The organism is Phocaeicola sp. (assembly GCF_048170425.1).
Lineage (GTDB): Bacteria > Bacteroidota > Bacteroidia > Bacteroidales > Bacteroidaceae > Phocaeicola.
In genome coordinates this window covers 1-15,392 of record NZ_DBEXBB010000164.1, presented here as the reverse complement: position 1 = coordinate 15,392, position 15,392 = coordinate 1, and the positions used below count along the sequence as shown (strand labels likewise).

General features: G+C 46.4%; 15 protein-coding genes. 7 read left to right on the top strand and 8 right to left on the bottom strand.

Going from position 1 to position 15,392, the window contains the following annotated elements:
• Positions 1-166 precede the first annotated feature (166 nt).
• Positions 167-409, bottom strand: a complete 243-nt coding sequence (locus ACMJ0U_RS06320; protein ID WP_417128945.1) for a hypothetical protein — start codon at positions 407-409, stop codon at positions 167-169.
• 174 nt (positions 410-583) lie between these two features.
• Between ACMJ0U_RS06320 and ACMJ0U_RS06315 the strand changes: the two genes are divergently transcribed.
• The 3 genes from ACMJ0U_RS06315 to ACMJ0U_RS06305 all read left to right on the top strand — a co-directional run bounded on the left by ACMJ0U_RS06315 (position 584) and on the right by ACMJ0U_RS06305 (position 3,928).
• On the top strand, positions 584-2,140 hold the full coding sequence (locus ACMJ0U_RS06315; RefSeq protein WP_417128944.1) for an ATP-binding protein: 1,557 nt from the start codon (positions 584-586) through the stop codon (positions 2,138-2,140).
• Positions 2,141-2,164: 24 nt separating this feature from the next.
• The gene (locus tag ACMJ0U_RS06310) at positions 2,165-3,046 is read left to right on the top strand and encodes an MBL fold metallo-hydrolase (protein ID WP_417128943.1); all 882 of its coding nucleotides are present in this window, start codon (positions 2,165-2,167) and stop codon (positions 3,044-3,046) included.
• 162 nt (positions 3,047-3,208) lie between these two features.
• Positions 3,209-3,928 (top strand): hypothetical protein, encoded by a 720-nt coding sequence (locus tag ACMJ0U_RS06305; RefSeq protein WP_417128941.1) that lies wholly within the window; start codon positions 3,209-3,211, stop codon positions 3,926-3,928.
• An 83-nt stretch (positions 3,929-4,011) separates the two neighbouring features.
• On the opposite strand, the gene ACMJ0U_RS06300 is transcribed toward ACMJ0U_RS06305, so the two are convergent.
• The 3 genes from ACMJ0U_RS06300 to ACMJ0U_RS06290 are packed head-to-tail and all read right to left on the bottom strand — an operon-like array spanning position 4,012 to position 5,813.
• Positions 4,012-4,488, bottom strand: coding sequence for a hypothetical protein (locus tag ACMJ0U_RS06300; protein WP_417128939.1), 477 nt, complete (start codon positions 4,486-4,488; stop codon positions 4,012-4,014).
• A 3-nt stretch (positions 4,489-4,491) separates the two neighbouring features.
• Positions 4,492-4,872, bottom strand: a complete 381-nt coding sequence (locus ACMJ0U_RS06295; RefSeq protein WP_417128938.1) for a hypothetical protein — start codon at positions 4,870-4,872, stop codon at positions 4,492-4,494.
• A gap of 23 nt (positions 4,873-4,895) precedes the next feature.
• Positions 4,896-5,813, bottom strand: a complete 918-nt coding sequence (locus ACMJ0U_RS06290) for a hypothetical protein (protein ID WP_417128936.1) — start codon at positions 5,811-5,813, stop codon at positions 4,896-4,898.
• Between the two features lie 31 nt (positions 5,814-5,844).
• Here ACMJ0U_RS06290 and ACMJ0U_RS06285 point away from each other — a divergent pair, with 31 nt between their 5' ends.
• From ACMJ0U_RS06285 to ACMJ0U_RS06275, 3 genes are all read left to right on the top strand, one after another.
• Positions 5,845-6,135 (top strand): hypothetical protein, encoded by a 291-nt coding sequence (locus tag ACMJ0U_RS06285; protein ID WP_417128934.1) that lies wholly within the window; start codon positions 5,845-5,847, stop codon positions 6,133-6,135.
• 13 nt (positions 6,136-6,148) lie between these two features.
• The gene (locus tag ACMJ0U_RS06280; RefSeq protein ID WP_417128932.1) at positions 6,149-6,997 is read left to right on the top strand and encodes a hypothetical protein; all 849 of its coding nucleotides are present in this window, start codon (positions 6,149-6,151) and stop codon (positions 6,995-6,997) included.
• Between the two features lie 172 nt (positions 6,998-7,169).
• On the top strand, positions 7,170-7,790 hold the full coding sequence (locus tag ACMJ0U_RS06275) for a hypothetical protein (RefSeq protein WP_417128931.1): 621 nt from the start codon (positions 7,170-7,172) through the stop codon (positions 7,788-7,790).
• Positions 7,791-7,794: 4 nt separating this feature from the next.
• On the opposite strand, the gene ACMJ0U_RS06270 is transcribed toward ACMJ0U_RS06275, so the two are convergent.
• The 4 genes from ACMJ0U_RS06270 to ACMJ0U_RS06255 all read right to left on the bottom strand — a co-directional run bounded on the left by ACMJ0U_RS06270 (position 7,795) and on the right by ACMJ0U_RS06255 (position 13,442).
• The gene (locus ACMJ0U_RS06270; RefSeq protein WP_417128929.1) at positions 7,795-10,008 is read right to left on the bottom strand and encodes a TonB-dependent receptor; all 2,214 of its coding nucleotides are present in this window, start codon (positions 10,006-10,008) and stop codon (positions 7,795-7,797) included.
• 91 nt (positions 10,009-10,099) lie between these two features.
• Positions 10,100-10,999: a winged helix-turn-helix domain-containing protein gene (locus ACMJ0U_RS06265; protein WP_417128927.1), complete on the bottom strand. Its 900-nt coding sequence runs from the start codon at positions 10,997-10,999 to the stop codon at positions 10,100-10,102.
• A gap of 75 nt (positions 11,000-11,074) precedes the next feature.
• Entirely contained in the window at positions 11,075-12,244 is a 1,170-nt protein-coding gene (locus ACMJ0U_RS06260) for a clostripain-related cysteine peptidase (RefSeq protein ID WP_417128925.1), read from the bottom strand.
• Positions 12,245-12,254: 10 nt separating this feature from the next.
• On the bottom strand, positions 12,255-13,442 hold the full coding sequence (locus tag ACMJ0U_RS06255; RefSeq protein ID WP_417128923.1) for a hypothetical protein: 1,188 nt from the start codon (positions 13,440-13,442) through the stop codon (positions 12,255-12,257).
• Positions 13,443-13,710: 268 nt separating this feature from the next.
• Between ACMJ0U_RS06255 and ACMJ0U_RS06250 the strand changes: the two genes are divergently transcribed.
• Positions 13,711-15,392 (top strand): FRG domain-containing protein (locus ACMJ0U_RS06250; RefSeq protein ID WP_417128922.1); only part of this gene is annotated, 1,682 nt, incomplete at its 3' end.

The following is a 15,392-nucleotide window of genomic DNA, read 5'->3' as shown; positions in this document are numbered from 1 at the left end:
TTCCTCCAGTTTTTCCACGGAAAGAGCAGGAGGAATCTCCGTGTGCCGGCATTCAATCATTCGCCGGCGCGTTTCCTTCATACGTTCCCGGTTGCGCTGACGGAGTTCCCTGTTTTCTTTGTCCCTCCGCATCATGTCGTGGATGCATCCTAATGTTCCCATGCGGTTACGGTTTGGTGACAAGATAAGCAATGAACATCAATGCCAAGATGATGGACAGTCCGATATATCTGTATTTCTTGCAGAAAATCGTTGCGATACATAGGATGGCCATCAGTAGCTGATAGTAAGTCTCTCCTGTCGTGCAGTTGTTCATAAATACGTTCATGATGGCAACGCCGCCCATCATGAAGAGCAGGAGATTAAGAAGAATCTTAAAAATGGTGTTTATCATTCTGTGTGCTCCCATTGTTCAGGTTTTCTTGAATGGTCATTGAACCGAAGTATGAATCTGTACAAAGATAAAAATTATTATGGCAAAGAACGAGTGATTATCCATCTAATTTTCAGTTTCCTATTCTTCGTCTGTTTGAATGTTCGCTGAAAATTGCTACATTCGCAGTAGAATCAAAATCCAGTGGTTATGAGCAAGCTATATCCGGTAGGAGTGCAGAACTTTGAAGGCCTGATACATGATGGCTATGTGTATGTAGACAAAACTGCACAGATATATGAATTGTTTAATACAAATAAATACTATTTTCTGAGCCGTCCGCGACGCTTTGGCAAAAGCCTGCTATTGTCGACCCTTGAAGCCTACGCACAAGGAAAGAAAGAACTTTTCAAGGGACTGGCACTGGAGAAGCTGGAGAAGGACTGGACAGTATATCCGGTGCTGCACCTGGATTTGAATACGCAGAAATACGATACGCCGGAATCGTTGACCAGCATTTTGAATGATAATCTATGTATCTGGGAAAGCCGATACGGCGCACGGGAAAGTGAGACAAGTCTTTCCCTCCGTTTTCAGGGCATCATCCGCCGTGCATGCGAGCAGACAGGCCGACGGGTAGTCATTCTCATTGATGAATACGACAAACCCATGCTCCAGGCCATCGGCAATGAAGCCTTGCAGAACGAATACCGCAGCACCCTGAAAGCCTTCTACGGAGCATTGAAATCCATGGATGGCTGTATCCGCTTTGCCCTGCTTACGGGAGTGACCAAGTTTGGTAAGGTCAGCGTGTTCAGTGATTTGAATAACCTGCGTGACATTTCTATGATTGACCAGTATGCCGAAATCTGCGGTATCAGTGAGAAAGAAATTTATACCTATTTTGAAGAGGATATTCACGAATTAGCTGCAGCTACGGGCATGAGTTATGAGGAAGCTTGTGCGGAACTGAAAATAAACTACGACGGGTATCATTTCACGGAAAATGCCATCGGTATGTACAATCCGTTCAGCTTGTTGAATACTTTTGCCAATCGGCGGTTCGGCAGCTACTGGTTTGAGACAGGCACACCGACTTACCTTGTCGAACTGCTCAAACTCCACCACTACCCGATAGAAGAACTGGAACATATCGTCACCAGCCAGCCGGTGCTGGACAGTATTGATACGGCCTCAACCGACCCGATACAGGTCATCTACCAGAGCGGCTACCTCACCATTAAGGGCTACAACAAGATGTTCGAGAACTACACGCTGGGGTTCCCCAACCGCGAGGTGGAACAGGGGTTCTTCAAGTTCCTGTTGCCCAACTACGCGTCGGTGAGCGTAAGCAAGTCGCCCTATCAGATTCAGTGCTTTGTGGAGGAAGTGATGGCGGGCAAGGTGGACGATTTCTTCGAACGGTTGAAGACCATGTTTGCCGACATCCCTTACGAGCTGGCGCGCGACCGTGAGGTGCATTACCAGAACATACTCTACATCATCTTCAAGCTGATGGGCTTCTATGTGCAGGTGGAATACCATACTAGTCGCGGTCGGATTGACCTGGTGCTCCAGACGCAGGACTACGTGTACATTATGGAATTCAAGCTGAACGGCAGTGCAGAAGAGGCTCTGGCCCAGATTCGGGAGAAAAGCTATGCCGCACCTTTTGCCAAGGACAGCCGTACGGTCTACAAGATTGGTGTCAACTTCAGTGATGAGCTTCGGAACATTCAGGAAGTGAAGGTAGAGATGGGAAAATAAGAAGAAACTACAAAACAAATACGTATGAAAAATTATGTGATGACGGGTGCCGCCGTGTTATCAGCCTTCTTGTTTTTTGGTTGCGGAGGGCAGAATAAACAGAAAACAGAGAAAGAAATGGATGCAGATACGACAAAGACCGTATGTACGCAAGTAAAGTTACAGAAAGACAGCCTGCTGGCCACGCTGACGCTGGACGGTATGAAGGTGACATGGATTCGTGACAATGCCAGCCCACGCTTGATGCCGCGTACTCTCTTTCCGGATGCGACAGATGCGCTGATGGACAGTCTTTCCCTTCAAGATGGCATACCGACTTCTATGAGTACGTTTTTGATTGAATGTGCTGGCAAGCGGATGCTTTTTGACACCGGTGTCGGTGCTCCTGATAGCCGGATGATGGCGGGCTTGAAATCGTTGAACGTAAAGCCTGAAGATATAGACTGCTTGTTTCTTACCCATTTTCATGGAGATCATATCGGCGGAATGATGAAGGACGGTAAGGCCGTATTCCCCAAGGCTGAGGTGTATGCCTCGAAGGCAGAATACGATGCCTGGATGAAGATGCCGGCCGACAAAAGGGCACAGGTGGAAACCACGATGAATGCCTATAAAGACCGTCTGCATCTTTTTGCTTTTGGAGATACGCTTCCCGGAAATGTACTCCCTATGGAGGCCATAGGACATACTCCGGGACATACCGTTTACCAGGCGGGCAAGCTGCTGGTAATAGGTGACTTGTTTCACGGGTTTGCCTTGCAGAAAGACCATCCCGAAATCTGTGCGCAGTATGACATGGATAAGACCGGAGCCATCAAAAGCCGCAAATACTACCTGCAATATGCCCGTGAAAACGGACTGGTAATGGCAGGCATGCATCTGCCTGTTCCGGCGTTCGCGGAATAGGGTTGTGGAGTTCGTTATATCTTTTAAGATTAGTCGTTTATAAAAGCTGTCGCATTGTTTCTTTCTTCTAATAATGCGATTAGCTTTTTTTCATCCTTCGCATATAAATAGACTTTCTTTCCTTTCTGAAGGGTAAGGAGAACGATAGAACTAAAAACAACCATGGTAAAAAAAGAAATAATTGACGACTGGCAAGAGAGATTTCCTATGTTATCTCCTTATACACCTTCCACTTTATATATGAAGGCTGATATCGTTTTGTGGGGATTAAGAATGGAGAAAGTTCTCTCTGGAAAATATCGGGTTATCTTCGAATGCCTGCCATTATGGGAGGATTCCGTGCAGAAAAGAAACATACCTGTTTTTTACACAGAACTTTGGGGTAAGAATGGAACCCAGTTTTTTATAGATTATGCATCTCATGACAGATTGTTTCAAAGTGCTTCCGATTTTGCCGGGAAACAGTTTGGGCTATTTTTCAAAGATAAAGTTATGACCAGTGATGTATGGAAATGGCTTGATCAACTATCTTCTTCATTAATCCCGAAACATAATCCGATTAATTTGTACCGTATCTTTGAGTTCAAACTTGCCTTGGCTCTTTTTTTAGACGACAGGAATTTAATGGATAAAGCAAAAAAAGAGATAGATGCTGAAATCAGGCATTGGGATGTGCAGCATTTTCAAAAGCTATTTTCAAAATTCCCCGATGAATGGCGTGCAGAATTGTATGCAAAGTTTGAAAATCGGGATTCTTTTATCCGGTTGGTCGATTCCAGTATGAAAGATAAAAGAATAATAGGATTAAAAGAAGCTCACTTCTGTACTTCGGGCATTCCTGAAAAATCTTTTTTGGAGCAATTCATAGAGATATTCAAATAGTATATGATTAGTTGTTCCAATAAGCGGACATTAGTTACTGCGATATTTTGTATGTAAAAGAAATTCTATAAGCTTTTTATGAACTATATGTCATCATGCGCTGATATGATGGAGTTCTCTATAAATATGTCTTTTACAGTCTGAAGTAGTTTTTCTTTTTCGAATTTCTTCAGTTTCCCCGGGTATTTTAAGTCCTTTAAAAAGTTCACAAATGAAAGGGCTAAAAATTTGAGACATTCTTCTTTCGTAGTCAGCTTAAAATAACCTTCGAAATCCACCACAAAATCTGCCGTGAGACACTTATACATTCTCACCTCAGGAGTTACAGAACCCCTACATTTCAAAGTTTTATCCTCATAATATTTAGGACGATGAACTTTAAAGAACTTGCTGAACGGAGGTGACACACATATAAATGCTATGCATAAACTTTCAACTAGATCCGTTTTTAATCTAAGCAGCCCATTTGATAATAAACTCTCAAATGCACTGACAGCATCTGAATGGATACTAAAAGTAGAAACTTCTCTTGAGATTATTACACACAATGTTATTTCCATACCTTAATCAATTTGATTAAGAAACGTTTCTTTTTCCTTGTTCATCAGAAACCAGACTTTCCGTTGCCACTGATAAACGGCAAATTTTTCATCATCCACGTTGGTGGTCTTATCTACGTACGTTCTGATGCTTGGGGCAGAGGGATACCTTGACTGGATAATGTCATCTATCAGGTAACCGTGTAGTCCTTTGATGTCCTTGAAGAGAAAACCTTGACACATCAGGGCAATGTAATCCGGGTGATTGTTTATGTACTGTTTGAAATCCTGATAAGCTTGGGATTTCATATAGTCGGAGGCATGGCTGCTGATATTCGGCTTATCCAGTTCCTTGATGAGCGCTTCTTCCCGTTTCTTGTATTCTGTGGAATCTCTTGTATCCATGATTGACTCATGATTAAAGTGATTCATTGAAAATGAAATTCATGTTTGTCAAAATCAAACACAGATATTGAACCGTCAAAGAATTTCAGGCCGATACTTCCTTCGGTGGTGAATTTAGGCAATGCAGGGGTGATGGCAATGATTTGCTGCCTGAAACTCTTCTTGCAGAGATTGGCTTGCTCTGTAGCTATGGCTTCTCCCACAGGCACTCCATTCTTGTTATAAGCTGTCTGTATTTTGAGTTCCGTATTCTCTTTCAAAAAATCCTGAACGGCAGGATTCTGTTTCATCAGGAAAAGGAAGGATGCGTTCCCTAAATCCAGCACAAAATTTCCTGAGAGCGTATATCTTTTACCCTTTTGCTTGAAACACAGGTCTGTTCTTACGGCAGGCATGTTCAGGTAAGTGTCATAGTTGATGGCGATGGTGCTGTAATGTGTGGATTCCGAACTGAATAGTTCCCTGTTTAAAGCCTGAAGCCTGTAATTTTTCATATCTAATTTTATGATATGGGCCCCGTCGTTAGAGTGGCTGATGTGTTGTATGGGAATGGCAATGTCGTGGCCCGACTGATAATTTGACAGTAGAAATATTTCGCCGCTGTATTCCGTGTTATCCCCCAGTTGTATGGTTCCTGTCGCCTTGTGGGTTATTTTGTATTTTCTGCCTCCCAGATTCATCCTTTCATATCTTTCCGTTTTGACAAAATCCAGGTTGAGGTGCCGGCTGTTTTCAAATGCATAAAGGGAATCCATTAACATTACATGGATACCTGATTCCAGAAGGATTGTTGCCATGAGCTGATGATTGATTTTCGTCTTGAAAATATAATGCCCGTTCGCCTTTTCCAACTGGAAGGTGTCTGTACCGGATGACTGGGCAGAAAGGCTGTTGCAGAACAGCAAGACGGTTGATAGCAATGCGATGATTTTTTTGGTCATAAAGGTCGTTTTATGGTGTGAAAGCAAATATATGAAAAAAATCAGCACAGACTTGCATTTCCATGTTATTTTAACCGAATGTCAAAACGCTTTGAAGAAGAATCCATTTTTTCAATGCGCTTTCCATGTTTCCCGCAAGGAAACTGTATGTTTTCCTGTCGGAAACCGTATCTCTTTGTCTCGGGAAACATACGTTTTGGGGCAGGGAGGCATAAAAATAAAACCGGTATTTCCCGGAAAACAGGACTCCGTTTTTCCACTCCTTTCTGCAAGTTTGAAAAAACGTTTCTTTTTCGTATCTTTAAAACCCGGATTTATTTAACAATCAGGTACGTATGAAGAAAGTGATGTTGTTTGTTCTGCTGTGCGGCGTGATGCTGACGCTCAAGGCTACAGGTCAATCGGGCGATGTGATTCTTCTGGAAGGAGAAGAATGGGAGCTGATGGCAAAGCCGATAGGACATGACTCCCTGCTATGTGCGCAGGTGAGGGCGTTTCTTCCGGACAATCTCAGTTTGTCGACCGGCAATTGGAGCGGTTATACGGCTTTCTGGGAGATACATGACGGGTATCTTTGTCTGCAACGGATGGAAGTTGCCGTCTGCGATAAGGCCAGTAAAAAGGAATCTGCACGGGTGTATGAGGTGAAGGAGTTGCAGCCGCTTTTTGCTTCTTACTGTCAAGGGGGAGAGATTCAGGCCTGCTGGTTCAGTGGGGAGCTCCGGGCGGGGAAAGGAGATGTGGTGAGGTATGTGCATGACGGATTTCAGCGCAACATGGAGACGGAGCAGGTGCTGACCCTCCGGAACGGTAAAGTGCTGGGAACAAAGACTTACCATAATTACCGGAGAGCCGGACTGGATTTGAGGAAGGCACATGAGGAAATAGAGCGCCGGTTTCCTTGGGGGCAGTTTCCCGCCTGTCGGGAGATGCGGATTCTTTTTGGGATAAGAAATTTCCAGTTGACAGCCGATGGTCATTTCGTGGATTGTGACGTGCGCTTCATCTCTCTGCGTCCTTCACGGGAAATGATTGAAGACGGGAATCATCCGCTGGCCCTTGCTCTCAAAAAGACGCTGAAATCCATTTATCCGTGGGAGGTGTTTTTTATCAATGGGAAGTACACGGGCGAATATCAGGACTTTACGATGACTTTGATGATAAAATATAGAACGAATCAATAGTTGGTGATATTTGTTATTAATACAAAAAAAAACGCTGAAAGAGATGGAGTGTTGGCTTTTGTGATTATTTTTATTGCCGTATCGGGAGAATGGATTCTCCATGTAAAACTAGACTGAAAATCTGGCTGCGCTGGAAAGAAGGCGGGCATCACGAACTATTTAAATCGAAATTATGAAAACTAAAGACTTGACGGTATTTATTATGTGCATGTGCCAGTCATTTTGCTTTGCACAAAAAAAGAGTGAGACTCCTCACCGGCAATATGAGGAAAATTATAAATGGGAGATGAATTTTGCCGGAGGGCTGAATACGAACGGCTGGGAATTTATGGGAGGCGTTCATTGGCTGCCTGTCCCTTATGTGGGTATAGGAGCTTCTATAGGCATGGATGCAGAGATTAAGGAATTGTTTGACTGGGGCAGAAAGGAAGGCGATTTTTTTTATGAGGACGATTATTGTGCCCGATTTATTTTCAAGCCATCTGTATTATTGCGTTCGCCCTCGTTGTGGTACATGAAATCGCAGGAATTGGACCTTCATTTGTTTGCCTTACCGGGGATAATTATGGCATCGCCTGCCCCGGGAGCAAGAGATTCCGGTTGGCTGTACTGGAGTGGGGCGGTCGGCCTGACGGCAGTTTATGACCGTTTGACTTTTTCTCTGGGTTATAATTGCTCTAATTATTATCTTTTGGATGGGAATCCTTATGCACACCATTCTTATGAGAAATACGAGAAGAGAGAAAAACATCGCACACATTCTGTCTTTATCATGTTGGGCTATAAGTTCTAGTCTTTCATCGGATAATCCCCGTGTCGCTGTCCTTCAGCTGGACGGAGCGGTTGACGGCGCGGAACTTGCGTCCTTTGGTCAGGCGCCACGTCACGGTCAGGTTGACGAGGTTGCAGGCGTCGCGACTGTAGAGGGCGATGGTCTTCTGGAGGTTCCGGTTCAGGACTTCCGATTCGAACATTTTGTATTTGTGTTGGAAGGGCTGTTGCCAGATAAGGGCAAACTGCCAGTCTTTGTAGCTGTAGGCGGCCTTCAGGGCGATGTTGCCTCCGCTGTAGCCTTTGGTTTCCCCTTCCAGGAAGCGGGAACCGTTGTCGGCGTAGGCATGGAGGGAGAGATTGCCTAAGTAGGCGTTGAGGGCTCCCGTAGCAAAGTAAGACGTGTAGCAGTGTGTATAGTCGTGGCCGAAGTTGAAGCAGCGGAACAGTCCCCCGTAGGCCGTGACGGAGAGCTTTTCCGGCATCAGCCAGTAGCTTGCGTAGGCCATGGCGTGCAGGGCGTCAATCTCTTTCTGGTTGCGCTGGGTATAGATGAACCGGTCGTCGGACGTGCGTTCGTACACCGCCATGTTGGGGTGAGGACATTTCTTGTAGAAGCCTTGCGCATAGGCTTGCAGGCGGGAGTCGTTGTACGACAGCCGGAGGGTGTGATACGTCTCCCGGTTGGGCTTGAGGTCGGGACTGCCTACGGTCCATTCCATGCGGTTGGTGCGGATGGCGGCATCGCTGATCATGGCCACCCGTGAGGTACGTTCGTTCAGCTGGAAATTGTAGCTCAGTTGCAGAGAGTGGGTGAAATTGTAGCTCAGGGCTGCTTTCGGACAGAAACTCCAGTAATCGTACGAGTGAGCTTGCTGGCGGTAGTGCAGGTAGCTGCCTCCGATGCCTGCCGAGTAGCGGAGCTTGCCCCACACTCCCTTGATTTCGGAGAACAGGTACACGCGGTTGTGGTGCATGGGGGTGACGGACGAGACGTCGCCCGTATATTCATTGTTCGTGTATTTCTGGCTGTAGTTGAGGCCGGCAGAAAGGGTGAAGGGCTTCAATCGGTTTTCATAGATGGCTTCGCTCAGCAGGGAGTAGGTGCGTCCGTCCACGTCGTAACGGTAGGGCGAACCTTCGTCGTAGCTGTCGGAAGAGCGGGTGCCGATGTACGTGCCCACGGCATTGAGGGTGAGCGACTGCCGGGGGGTGAACTGCTGGAAGTAGTAGAGGTCGAGCACCGGACTGCTGCTCTGGCTTTGTTGCTGTTCGAGGGCAGTGTACGTTTGTGCCCCGTCTACAATCTGTTTCTGACTGAAATCGCCCGGCACGTGACGGAAGTTGCCGCTCAGTGAAGCCTGGAACACGTAGCGGCTGGAGTCGGCCAGGTTGTAGGTCAGCTTCATCTGGTTGCTCAGGCTCCGGTTGCGCGAGGCGAGGTCGTTGCGCAGGATGGTATAAATGGAGCCGTCATTCAGGTGGTAGTGTGCGGTTTCCTCCGTCCGTATGCCTTTACAATCCCGGTAGCTGAAGCTGTAGTTCAGCGACAGCTCACTCTTTTCCGTGTTCCACTTTCCGTACACCGTGTAATCGCCGTCGCGGGTAGTCAGTGCCTGGGTGAGCGAGGTTCCTAAAGTATATCCGTTGTCCGCCCGTCGGGTAGTGATGTCAATGACGTAGGCAATGCCGTCGCCATAGCGCACCCCGGGGTTGTCGATGAAGTCAATCTTGCGGATGTTCTTCGGGTCGAGCGATAACATCTCCGCCTTGTCCGCAATGATGCCGTTGATGCGAATCTGTACGCCTCCCCGCTGGTCGATGGCCGAGATGCTGTGGCCCACCTCGTCCACACGGATATTCGGTAGGGTGAGTTGCTGGAGCAGACTGTAGCCCGAGCGGGAAGAAGCTTTCTGCTGTTCGGAGGGATAGAGCAGCAGACCGTCGGTCTTGTGGACAATCCGGTCGGCCTTGACCTCCACTTCGCCCAGTTCCACGGTGGGTTCCACTTCCTGCGCGAGGGTAGGAGAAGTAAGACACAAAAGAAAGATTCCGGTCAGGATTTGCAGTATGTCACGTGGTCCATACTGTCGGCATGATGTCAACCAGGAATCGTCTGTCGGGAGGTGCTTGTTTTTCACCTGAAGCGTAGTGAAGACCTCCTCTTGTCTATTGGAGGGGTGGATTAGAATAGACCTCTTTTCGGCCTTTTTTTGAAAAAACAATACAAGTGTGTTCATTTGTTCCTGTGTGTAAGTTTCAGGAACAAAAGTAGGGAGGCATTACGTAGGCGTCAAAAACCGACGCTGACATTTGCCTGACAATTCGCTGTCAGCTCTTCAGTTCGTTGATTTCCAGAGAATAGCTCCGTCCTCTGTCGGCTACGATTTTCAGTCGGGTATGCTCCTCCACGATGGGTTTCAGCCGGCGGATAAGGGTGTAGAGCGTATCGTTGGCATCGTCTTTCTTGGGCCAGAGTGCCGCGCAGATTTCCTCTTTCGAGATGGAGTGGGAAGGTGCCTGCCAGAACAGCCGCATCAGTTGCTGCTGCATGGGGGTGAAGCGGATAGGCGTGTGGTTGGCACTGTAAAAGCGGTCGTCCGCGTCCGAGTAGGTCAGTCCCCCAAACTCCTTGGTGGTGGATTGTGCATATCCTTCAGTCAGCTGTGTGTATCCTTCAGCAGGTTGCAGCATCAGGTTCATCTTTTCTCTCTTCCGCAAGTAAAGCATCGAACCGATGGCCCAGAGGATAGCCGCAGCCATCAGTCCGGCAGGCAGGCGCTGATCGGACATGCCGAATACGGCCGCTGCCGACAGACGGGTATAGCCTTTCAGGGCCAGTGTCTCGCCTGCGTGTCCGTTTCTTATCATCAGTGTATCACTGTAGATGGCCTGTTCATCCGTCGAACCGCCCTGATACTCCTTGTCCACCACGTCGAACGTGAGGAAGGAGGTTTCCTTCAGCCGCCGGTTCTTCAGGTGGCGGCAGAAACGTTCGTCGGACACGGCAATCAGTACCTGTCCGCCCGAAGTACGCCGGAGCTGCTTGTATGCCCGTATCGTGTCCTGCGTCACAATAGGTTCCTTCTTTTCCTGTAGAGTCAGTGCCAGTGCCTGGTTCAGGTCGGCTGTTATTTCGTTTCGTGTCACGTGGTAGTTGTGGTGTCCGGCCAGCAGGGAAGTCAGCATCAGCGCCAGAAACATGGTGACGGATAGTAGTCTGCGGTTCATAAATAACAGGTTTTGGTTTCTGCAAATGTAATGAATTCTGTGCTTTCTGGTAGTGGCCGGGCAGTATAAATATTTTTAATGCGTAGCCAGATACCATGAAGTCTGCGAGTAAGAACTTGCCAGGCTGTTCGTGCTGGGGGCGGAGGTGGTGATGCCGGAATAGTGTTCTATGGGAAGTGCGCCGCGGGCTGCGGTGAAAAATTTCTCGGTGTGTGCCTTGTAAGGAACGACTTGTTCCAGCAAGGCGTCAAACTGGGCCAGTTGCTCTGCGTCATCACCACACAGGGTGCGGACGTAATCGCCGAAGTCATAGAAAATCACGGGGGAATAGCCGTCCATACGCTGAATGGAAGCCGCTTGCGAGTTGTCCAGCGTATGGCGGGAATATATGTCTTTCATCAGGAGAGCCAGTTCGTCCAGTCGGGAGCAGTCGGTCACGGCAATGGTGCCGTAGGGAGACGAATAAGTGGAGTAGAATTGGTAGAAAGCCTGACAGATGGCGCTGTAGTCGGGACTCTCGGCCAGCAGGTTTTCTCCGATGCGGGAGTACGGCATGCCGTAGGCCATGATTTCCGTGGGGCAGGCTATCAGGTGGCGGGTCACGTGGCGCAGGTCGTAGGCTGCTTCCAGAGAGGACATGTAGCAGTCATCAAACAGGATGTATTCCATTTTCAGTCCGCAGTTGGAGAGACTCTGGGCGAGGGTGGTTACCTCCGTCTGGTATTCTGTCGTCAGTCCCCCGAAAAAACGGGTCAGGGGAGTGTGCGAGTACTCCCAGTGATAGCGGGGTTTCGTGGAGGCGCGTACCTTGCTCTGGGCGACGGGCAGCCATCCCATGCCGTGGCAACCCACAATCAGGGAGTAGCTTTTGGCAGGGGCAAACGATTTCATGTCGTTCAGTATGCCCGTGAGACCGGTTTCTGTCGTAAATGCCGGACGGGTGTATTCTTTCAGTATCTGCCGGGTGCAGGTGCCGTTATTGACCTTGATTTCAAACAGTTCCGCTTCCGTGGAACTGGTGGACAGAAAGACGAGCACCCGTTCCTTGTCCAGCCCTCTGCGGGAGATGGCATCTTCCATGTCGTCGATGTTGGTATAGAAATAGCTCGTCAGGTTGGTGGACCACGGCAGGTACATGAAGAGCGTCCGTTCGTTTTCGACAGAAGGAACTTCTTCTTTCCGGCAACTCGTCAGGAAGGAAAGTCCGATGACAAGCAATATGGGAAGCAGGCGGATAAGTTTCATGAAACTTACACTATTTTTTATAGGTGATTTTGAAAGGCAGAACCTGGAACACTTCGCAGTCGGGCGTAATCAGTTCCAGCTTGTAGGTGAGAGAATTCCCCTCTGTACCTTCCGTCAGCTGGTCGAGCACTTCTTGCGGAAGAAGGTCCTTGAAACTGATTTTGCCGCTGTTCATGCGCAGATAGCGTGCCTGTCCGTTTGTGTCCACGGCAAGCAAGGCCACGGGAGCATACTGGCTCAGGATACTTCCGGTGTATTCTTTGCGCGGGGTGACTTCCATGCTGCCGAGATCGTAGGAGATTTCATGGCCATCGGGCGCAAAGAGTTTCTTTTCTTGATTGACAGTGATTTCCGTGTACGTGAAGTCGTAGATGTCCGTGCCTTCGGGTTCCAGTTCCTCGTCGGTAGAGAAGATGACCACCTCACAATGACGCAGACGGTCGTAGCCTGTGAGATATACTCCGTTGCTCAGCAGCTTGACCTTGACGTGATTCCCTTGTGAAGTGATTTCACAACTGCCTTCTCTGGCTGGTTTGAAAGTGAAAGGACCGTTGCTGCTCAGCACGTCGAATTCCGTTTCTTTTCCGGAGATGATGAGCGGATTTTCCTGTACCGATACGGTCAGTTCGTGGATGTCCGACAAATCTGTGTGATATGTTTTCTGCACCTCTTCCAGTTCCTGATTCGTCATTCGCTGGTAGATGGAATAACCGTAGATTTCGGTTCCGCCTGCCCGTATCCCCAGCTGGTCAAGTATTTCCATTGTGTTGCCGTTTACAGAAAGTATCTGAAACACTGTGTTCTGGTTGCTGAGCAGTCGGTTTCCGTCCGAGAAGGTATAAGCGACTGTCCGGAATCCCCATGTAGGATAGGCGTCAATGTACATGTATTTCTTCAGGGAAGAGTTGCTTTCCACGTAATATTGGGTAGGGCCTGTACCTGTCAGGTCTTGGTAATAATCCTGCGTCTGGCAAGTGCCGTCGGGATTGATTTCGTAGGTGTGGACGTGTTTCCAGCCGTATCCCACCACGGCTTCTTCGAAGCGGGCGGATGAAATGGGGGTGAGAGACGCTGGCTCACATTCTCCGTTTTCATTGAATGTGAAGGTGGGAAAGTTCACGTCGTCGTGGTCACAGCTGGTGAAGCAGAAGATGCAGAGGAATACCAGCAGAATGTCGGTGAGTCGTTTCGTGTGCATGATGAATTTAAATTAGGTGTTTGGGTAGAGATGTTTAATTAGTTGTTTCGAAGTTACAAAAAATATAGATATTAGTATATTAAAGGCTTTTTATTGTTGATGAAATTATAGTTATTTATGTGAAATGGTTTGTGGTGAATTTTATGAGAAATATTACAATTTACTGTTAAATTGTTTGGAGGGAAGAATGGTTAAAGCTACATTTGTATTACTGCATTGATTGTCAGATAGTAAGAATATATTCCCAATATTAATACAAATCTTGTCTATGGAAACTACTGTGGAAAATACTATGGGGAATTTGATGCCAGATTCTCATTTGCAAAATGGTCTTTTTTATATTATTACAATACTAAACAGGCTGGATGAATGGCTAAAAGAATTTTCTATTGAGAAAAAACATCAGATTATATATCGGGGACTTACTAAAGTACATGAATCTGACTTTATCCGTTCAGGGGCGTCAATCAGATTGAAAGGCTCTCATTCTCCGAGGTATTCTTTTTCAGATTATATAGCATATCACCAGAATTTGATACGGCAGGTTAAAGATAATTATCCGGAAGCATATAAAGACTGGAGTGACCTCGAGATTTTAGCAGACTTGCAACATAACGGGGCGGCGACTTGCTTGGTAGATTTTAGCAAGAATGTGCTGGTCTCATTGTGGTTTGCTTGTAATGACAAGACTGTCGAGAATTCTTCTGGAATGACTTTATTTCCTGATCCGCAAGATTTGATAAAGATAAAATGTACATATAAACAGGATGGTGAGAAGAATACTACAGAAAACTACGGGGTACTTTATTGCTACAATATTACGTATGACTTGTTGTATGAAAATAATCTGTCATTTGTCACCAGTCGCGACATAAAAAAAGATATTGCGGACTTGTTGCTTCAGACCAAGAAAATTACCAACTTTTGTTCGAATACGGAATATGCTTTTATGTTATGGGAACCGGCTGTCCTCAATAATAGAATTTCTCGTCAGGACAGTGTCTTTTTGTTTGGATTGAATAGGTTTGTGATAAAAAAACATCGGATATTACAGATTTATATACATAATAGTATAAAAAAAAGCATATTAGATGCGTTGAATCGGTTCTTTAATATATCGGCAACTACCATATTCAATGACAAGCAGGGATTTGCTACTGTCAATAATAAGTTTACGAAAATTCATCGTTGGAATTCTAGGGAGGATGTATATGCAATGGGGGTGTCCGAAATGCTTTCCGGTAATTACAAGATGGCTTTGGATTTCTTTATAGAAAGCGAAATAGACAATAATTATCTTGAAATGCATTACGAAAGGGGGCATGAAGAACTTGGCAATGGCAACCTTGATGAACTGATTAACCGGGGAGAGGTGTATCTGTCCAAGGCCATTTGTTATAAGAATATGCTTAATGAATCTGATTTTTCGAATTATGAGCGAGTGATTGAGGAATACAGGAAGGCAAAGACAGTGTTTTCCATGGTGCTCAAGAAAATACCTATAAAAATGGGGGAACATGAGTTGACTGAAATGCGACAAGAGTCTTACATGCGAAAGTACAAACGATACAGTCGGAAGCTGCTACGTATTTATAATGATATCATCAATCTTTTATACGATGAGGAAGATTATGTATGGTGCATCTGTTTCTGTAAGGAAGCGATTGACGATATTGTGACAATCAAAAAAGGTGAGAATACTCTCGGGGATATGCAAAAAGGATTTAAGTTGGATGAGAATTATTCTTCCGTATATTGTAATATTGCAATCATGGAGTTGCTCGTCTTGTTATTTTTAAAAACTACGGAGATAAGCCCTGAGAATCTATTAAAATGGAAAGGTTGGTGGAGCGAGAATGAAGAACAGGTAAATAAAGACATGAATGGATACCAGCCATTCGATCAGTTGTTGGTGCTTTTGCTAAATCTGTTATATTGTTATGTACTGAA

Coding starts and splice junctions, on each gene's coding strand:
- ACMJ0U_RS06320 (WP_417128945.1), bottom strand. CDS start 409: ATGGGAGCACACAGAATGATAAACACCATTTTTAAGATTCTTCTTAAT.
- ACMJ0U_RS06315 (WP_417128944.1), top strand. CDS start 584: ATGAGCAAGCTATATCCGGTAGGAGTGCAGAACTTTGAAGGCCTGATA.
- ACMJ0U_RS06310 (WP_417128943.1), top strand. CDS start 2,165: ATGAAAAATTATGTGATGACGGGTGCCGCCGTGTTATCAGCCTTCTTG.
- ACMJ0U_RS06305 (WP_417128941.1), top strand. CDS start 3,209: ATGGTAAAAAAAGAAATAATTGACGACTGGCAAGAGAGATTTCCTATG.
- ACMJ0U_RS06300 (WP_417128939.1), bottom strand. CDS start 4,488: ATGGAAATAACATTGTGTGTAATAATCTCAAGAGAAGTTTCTACTTTT.
- ACMJ0U_RS06295 (WP_417128938.1), bottom strand. CDS start 4,872: ATGGATACAAGAGATTCCACAGAATACAAGAAACGGGAAGAAGCGCTC.
- ACMJ0U_RS06290 (WP_417128936.1), bottom strand. CDS start 5,813: ATGACCAAAAAAATCATCGCATTGCTATCAACCGTCTTGCTGTTCTGC.
- ACMJ0U_RS06285 (WP_417128934.1), top strand. CDS start 5,845: ATGAAAAAAATCAGCACAGACTTGCATTTCCATGTTATTTTAACCGAA.
- ACMJ0U_RS06280 (WP_417128932.1), top strand. CDS start 6,149: ATGAAGAAAGTGATGTTGTTTGTTCTGCTGTGCGGCGTGATGCTGACG.
- ACMJ0U_RS06275 (WP_417128931.1), top strand. CDS start 7,170: ATGAAAACTAAAGACTTGACGGTATTTATTATGTGCATGTGCCAGTCA.
- ACMJ0U_RS06270 (WP_417128929.1), bottom strand. CDS start 10,008: ATGAACACACTTGTATTGTTTTTTCAAAAAAAGGCCGAAAAGAGGTCT.
- ACMJ0U_RS06265 (WP_417128927.1), bottom strand. CDS start 10,999: ATGAACCGCAGACTACTATCCGTCACCATGTTTCTGGCGCTGATGCTG.
- ACMJ0U_RS06260 (WP_417128925.1), bottom strand. CDS start 12,244: ATGAAACTTATCCGCCTGCTTCCCATATTGCTTGTCATCGGACTTTCC.
- ACMJ0U_RS06255 (WP_417128923.1), bottom strand. CDS start 13,442: ATGCACACGAAACGACTCACCGACATTCTGCTGGTATTCCTCTGCATC.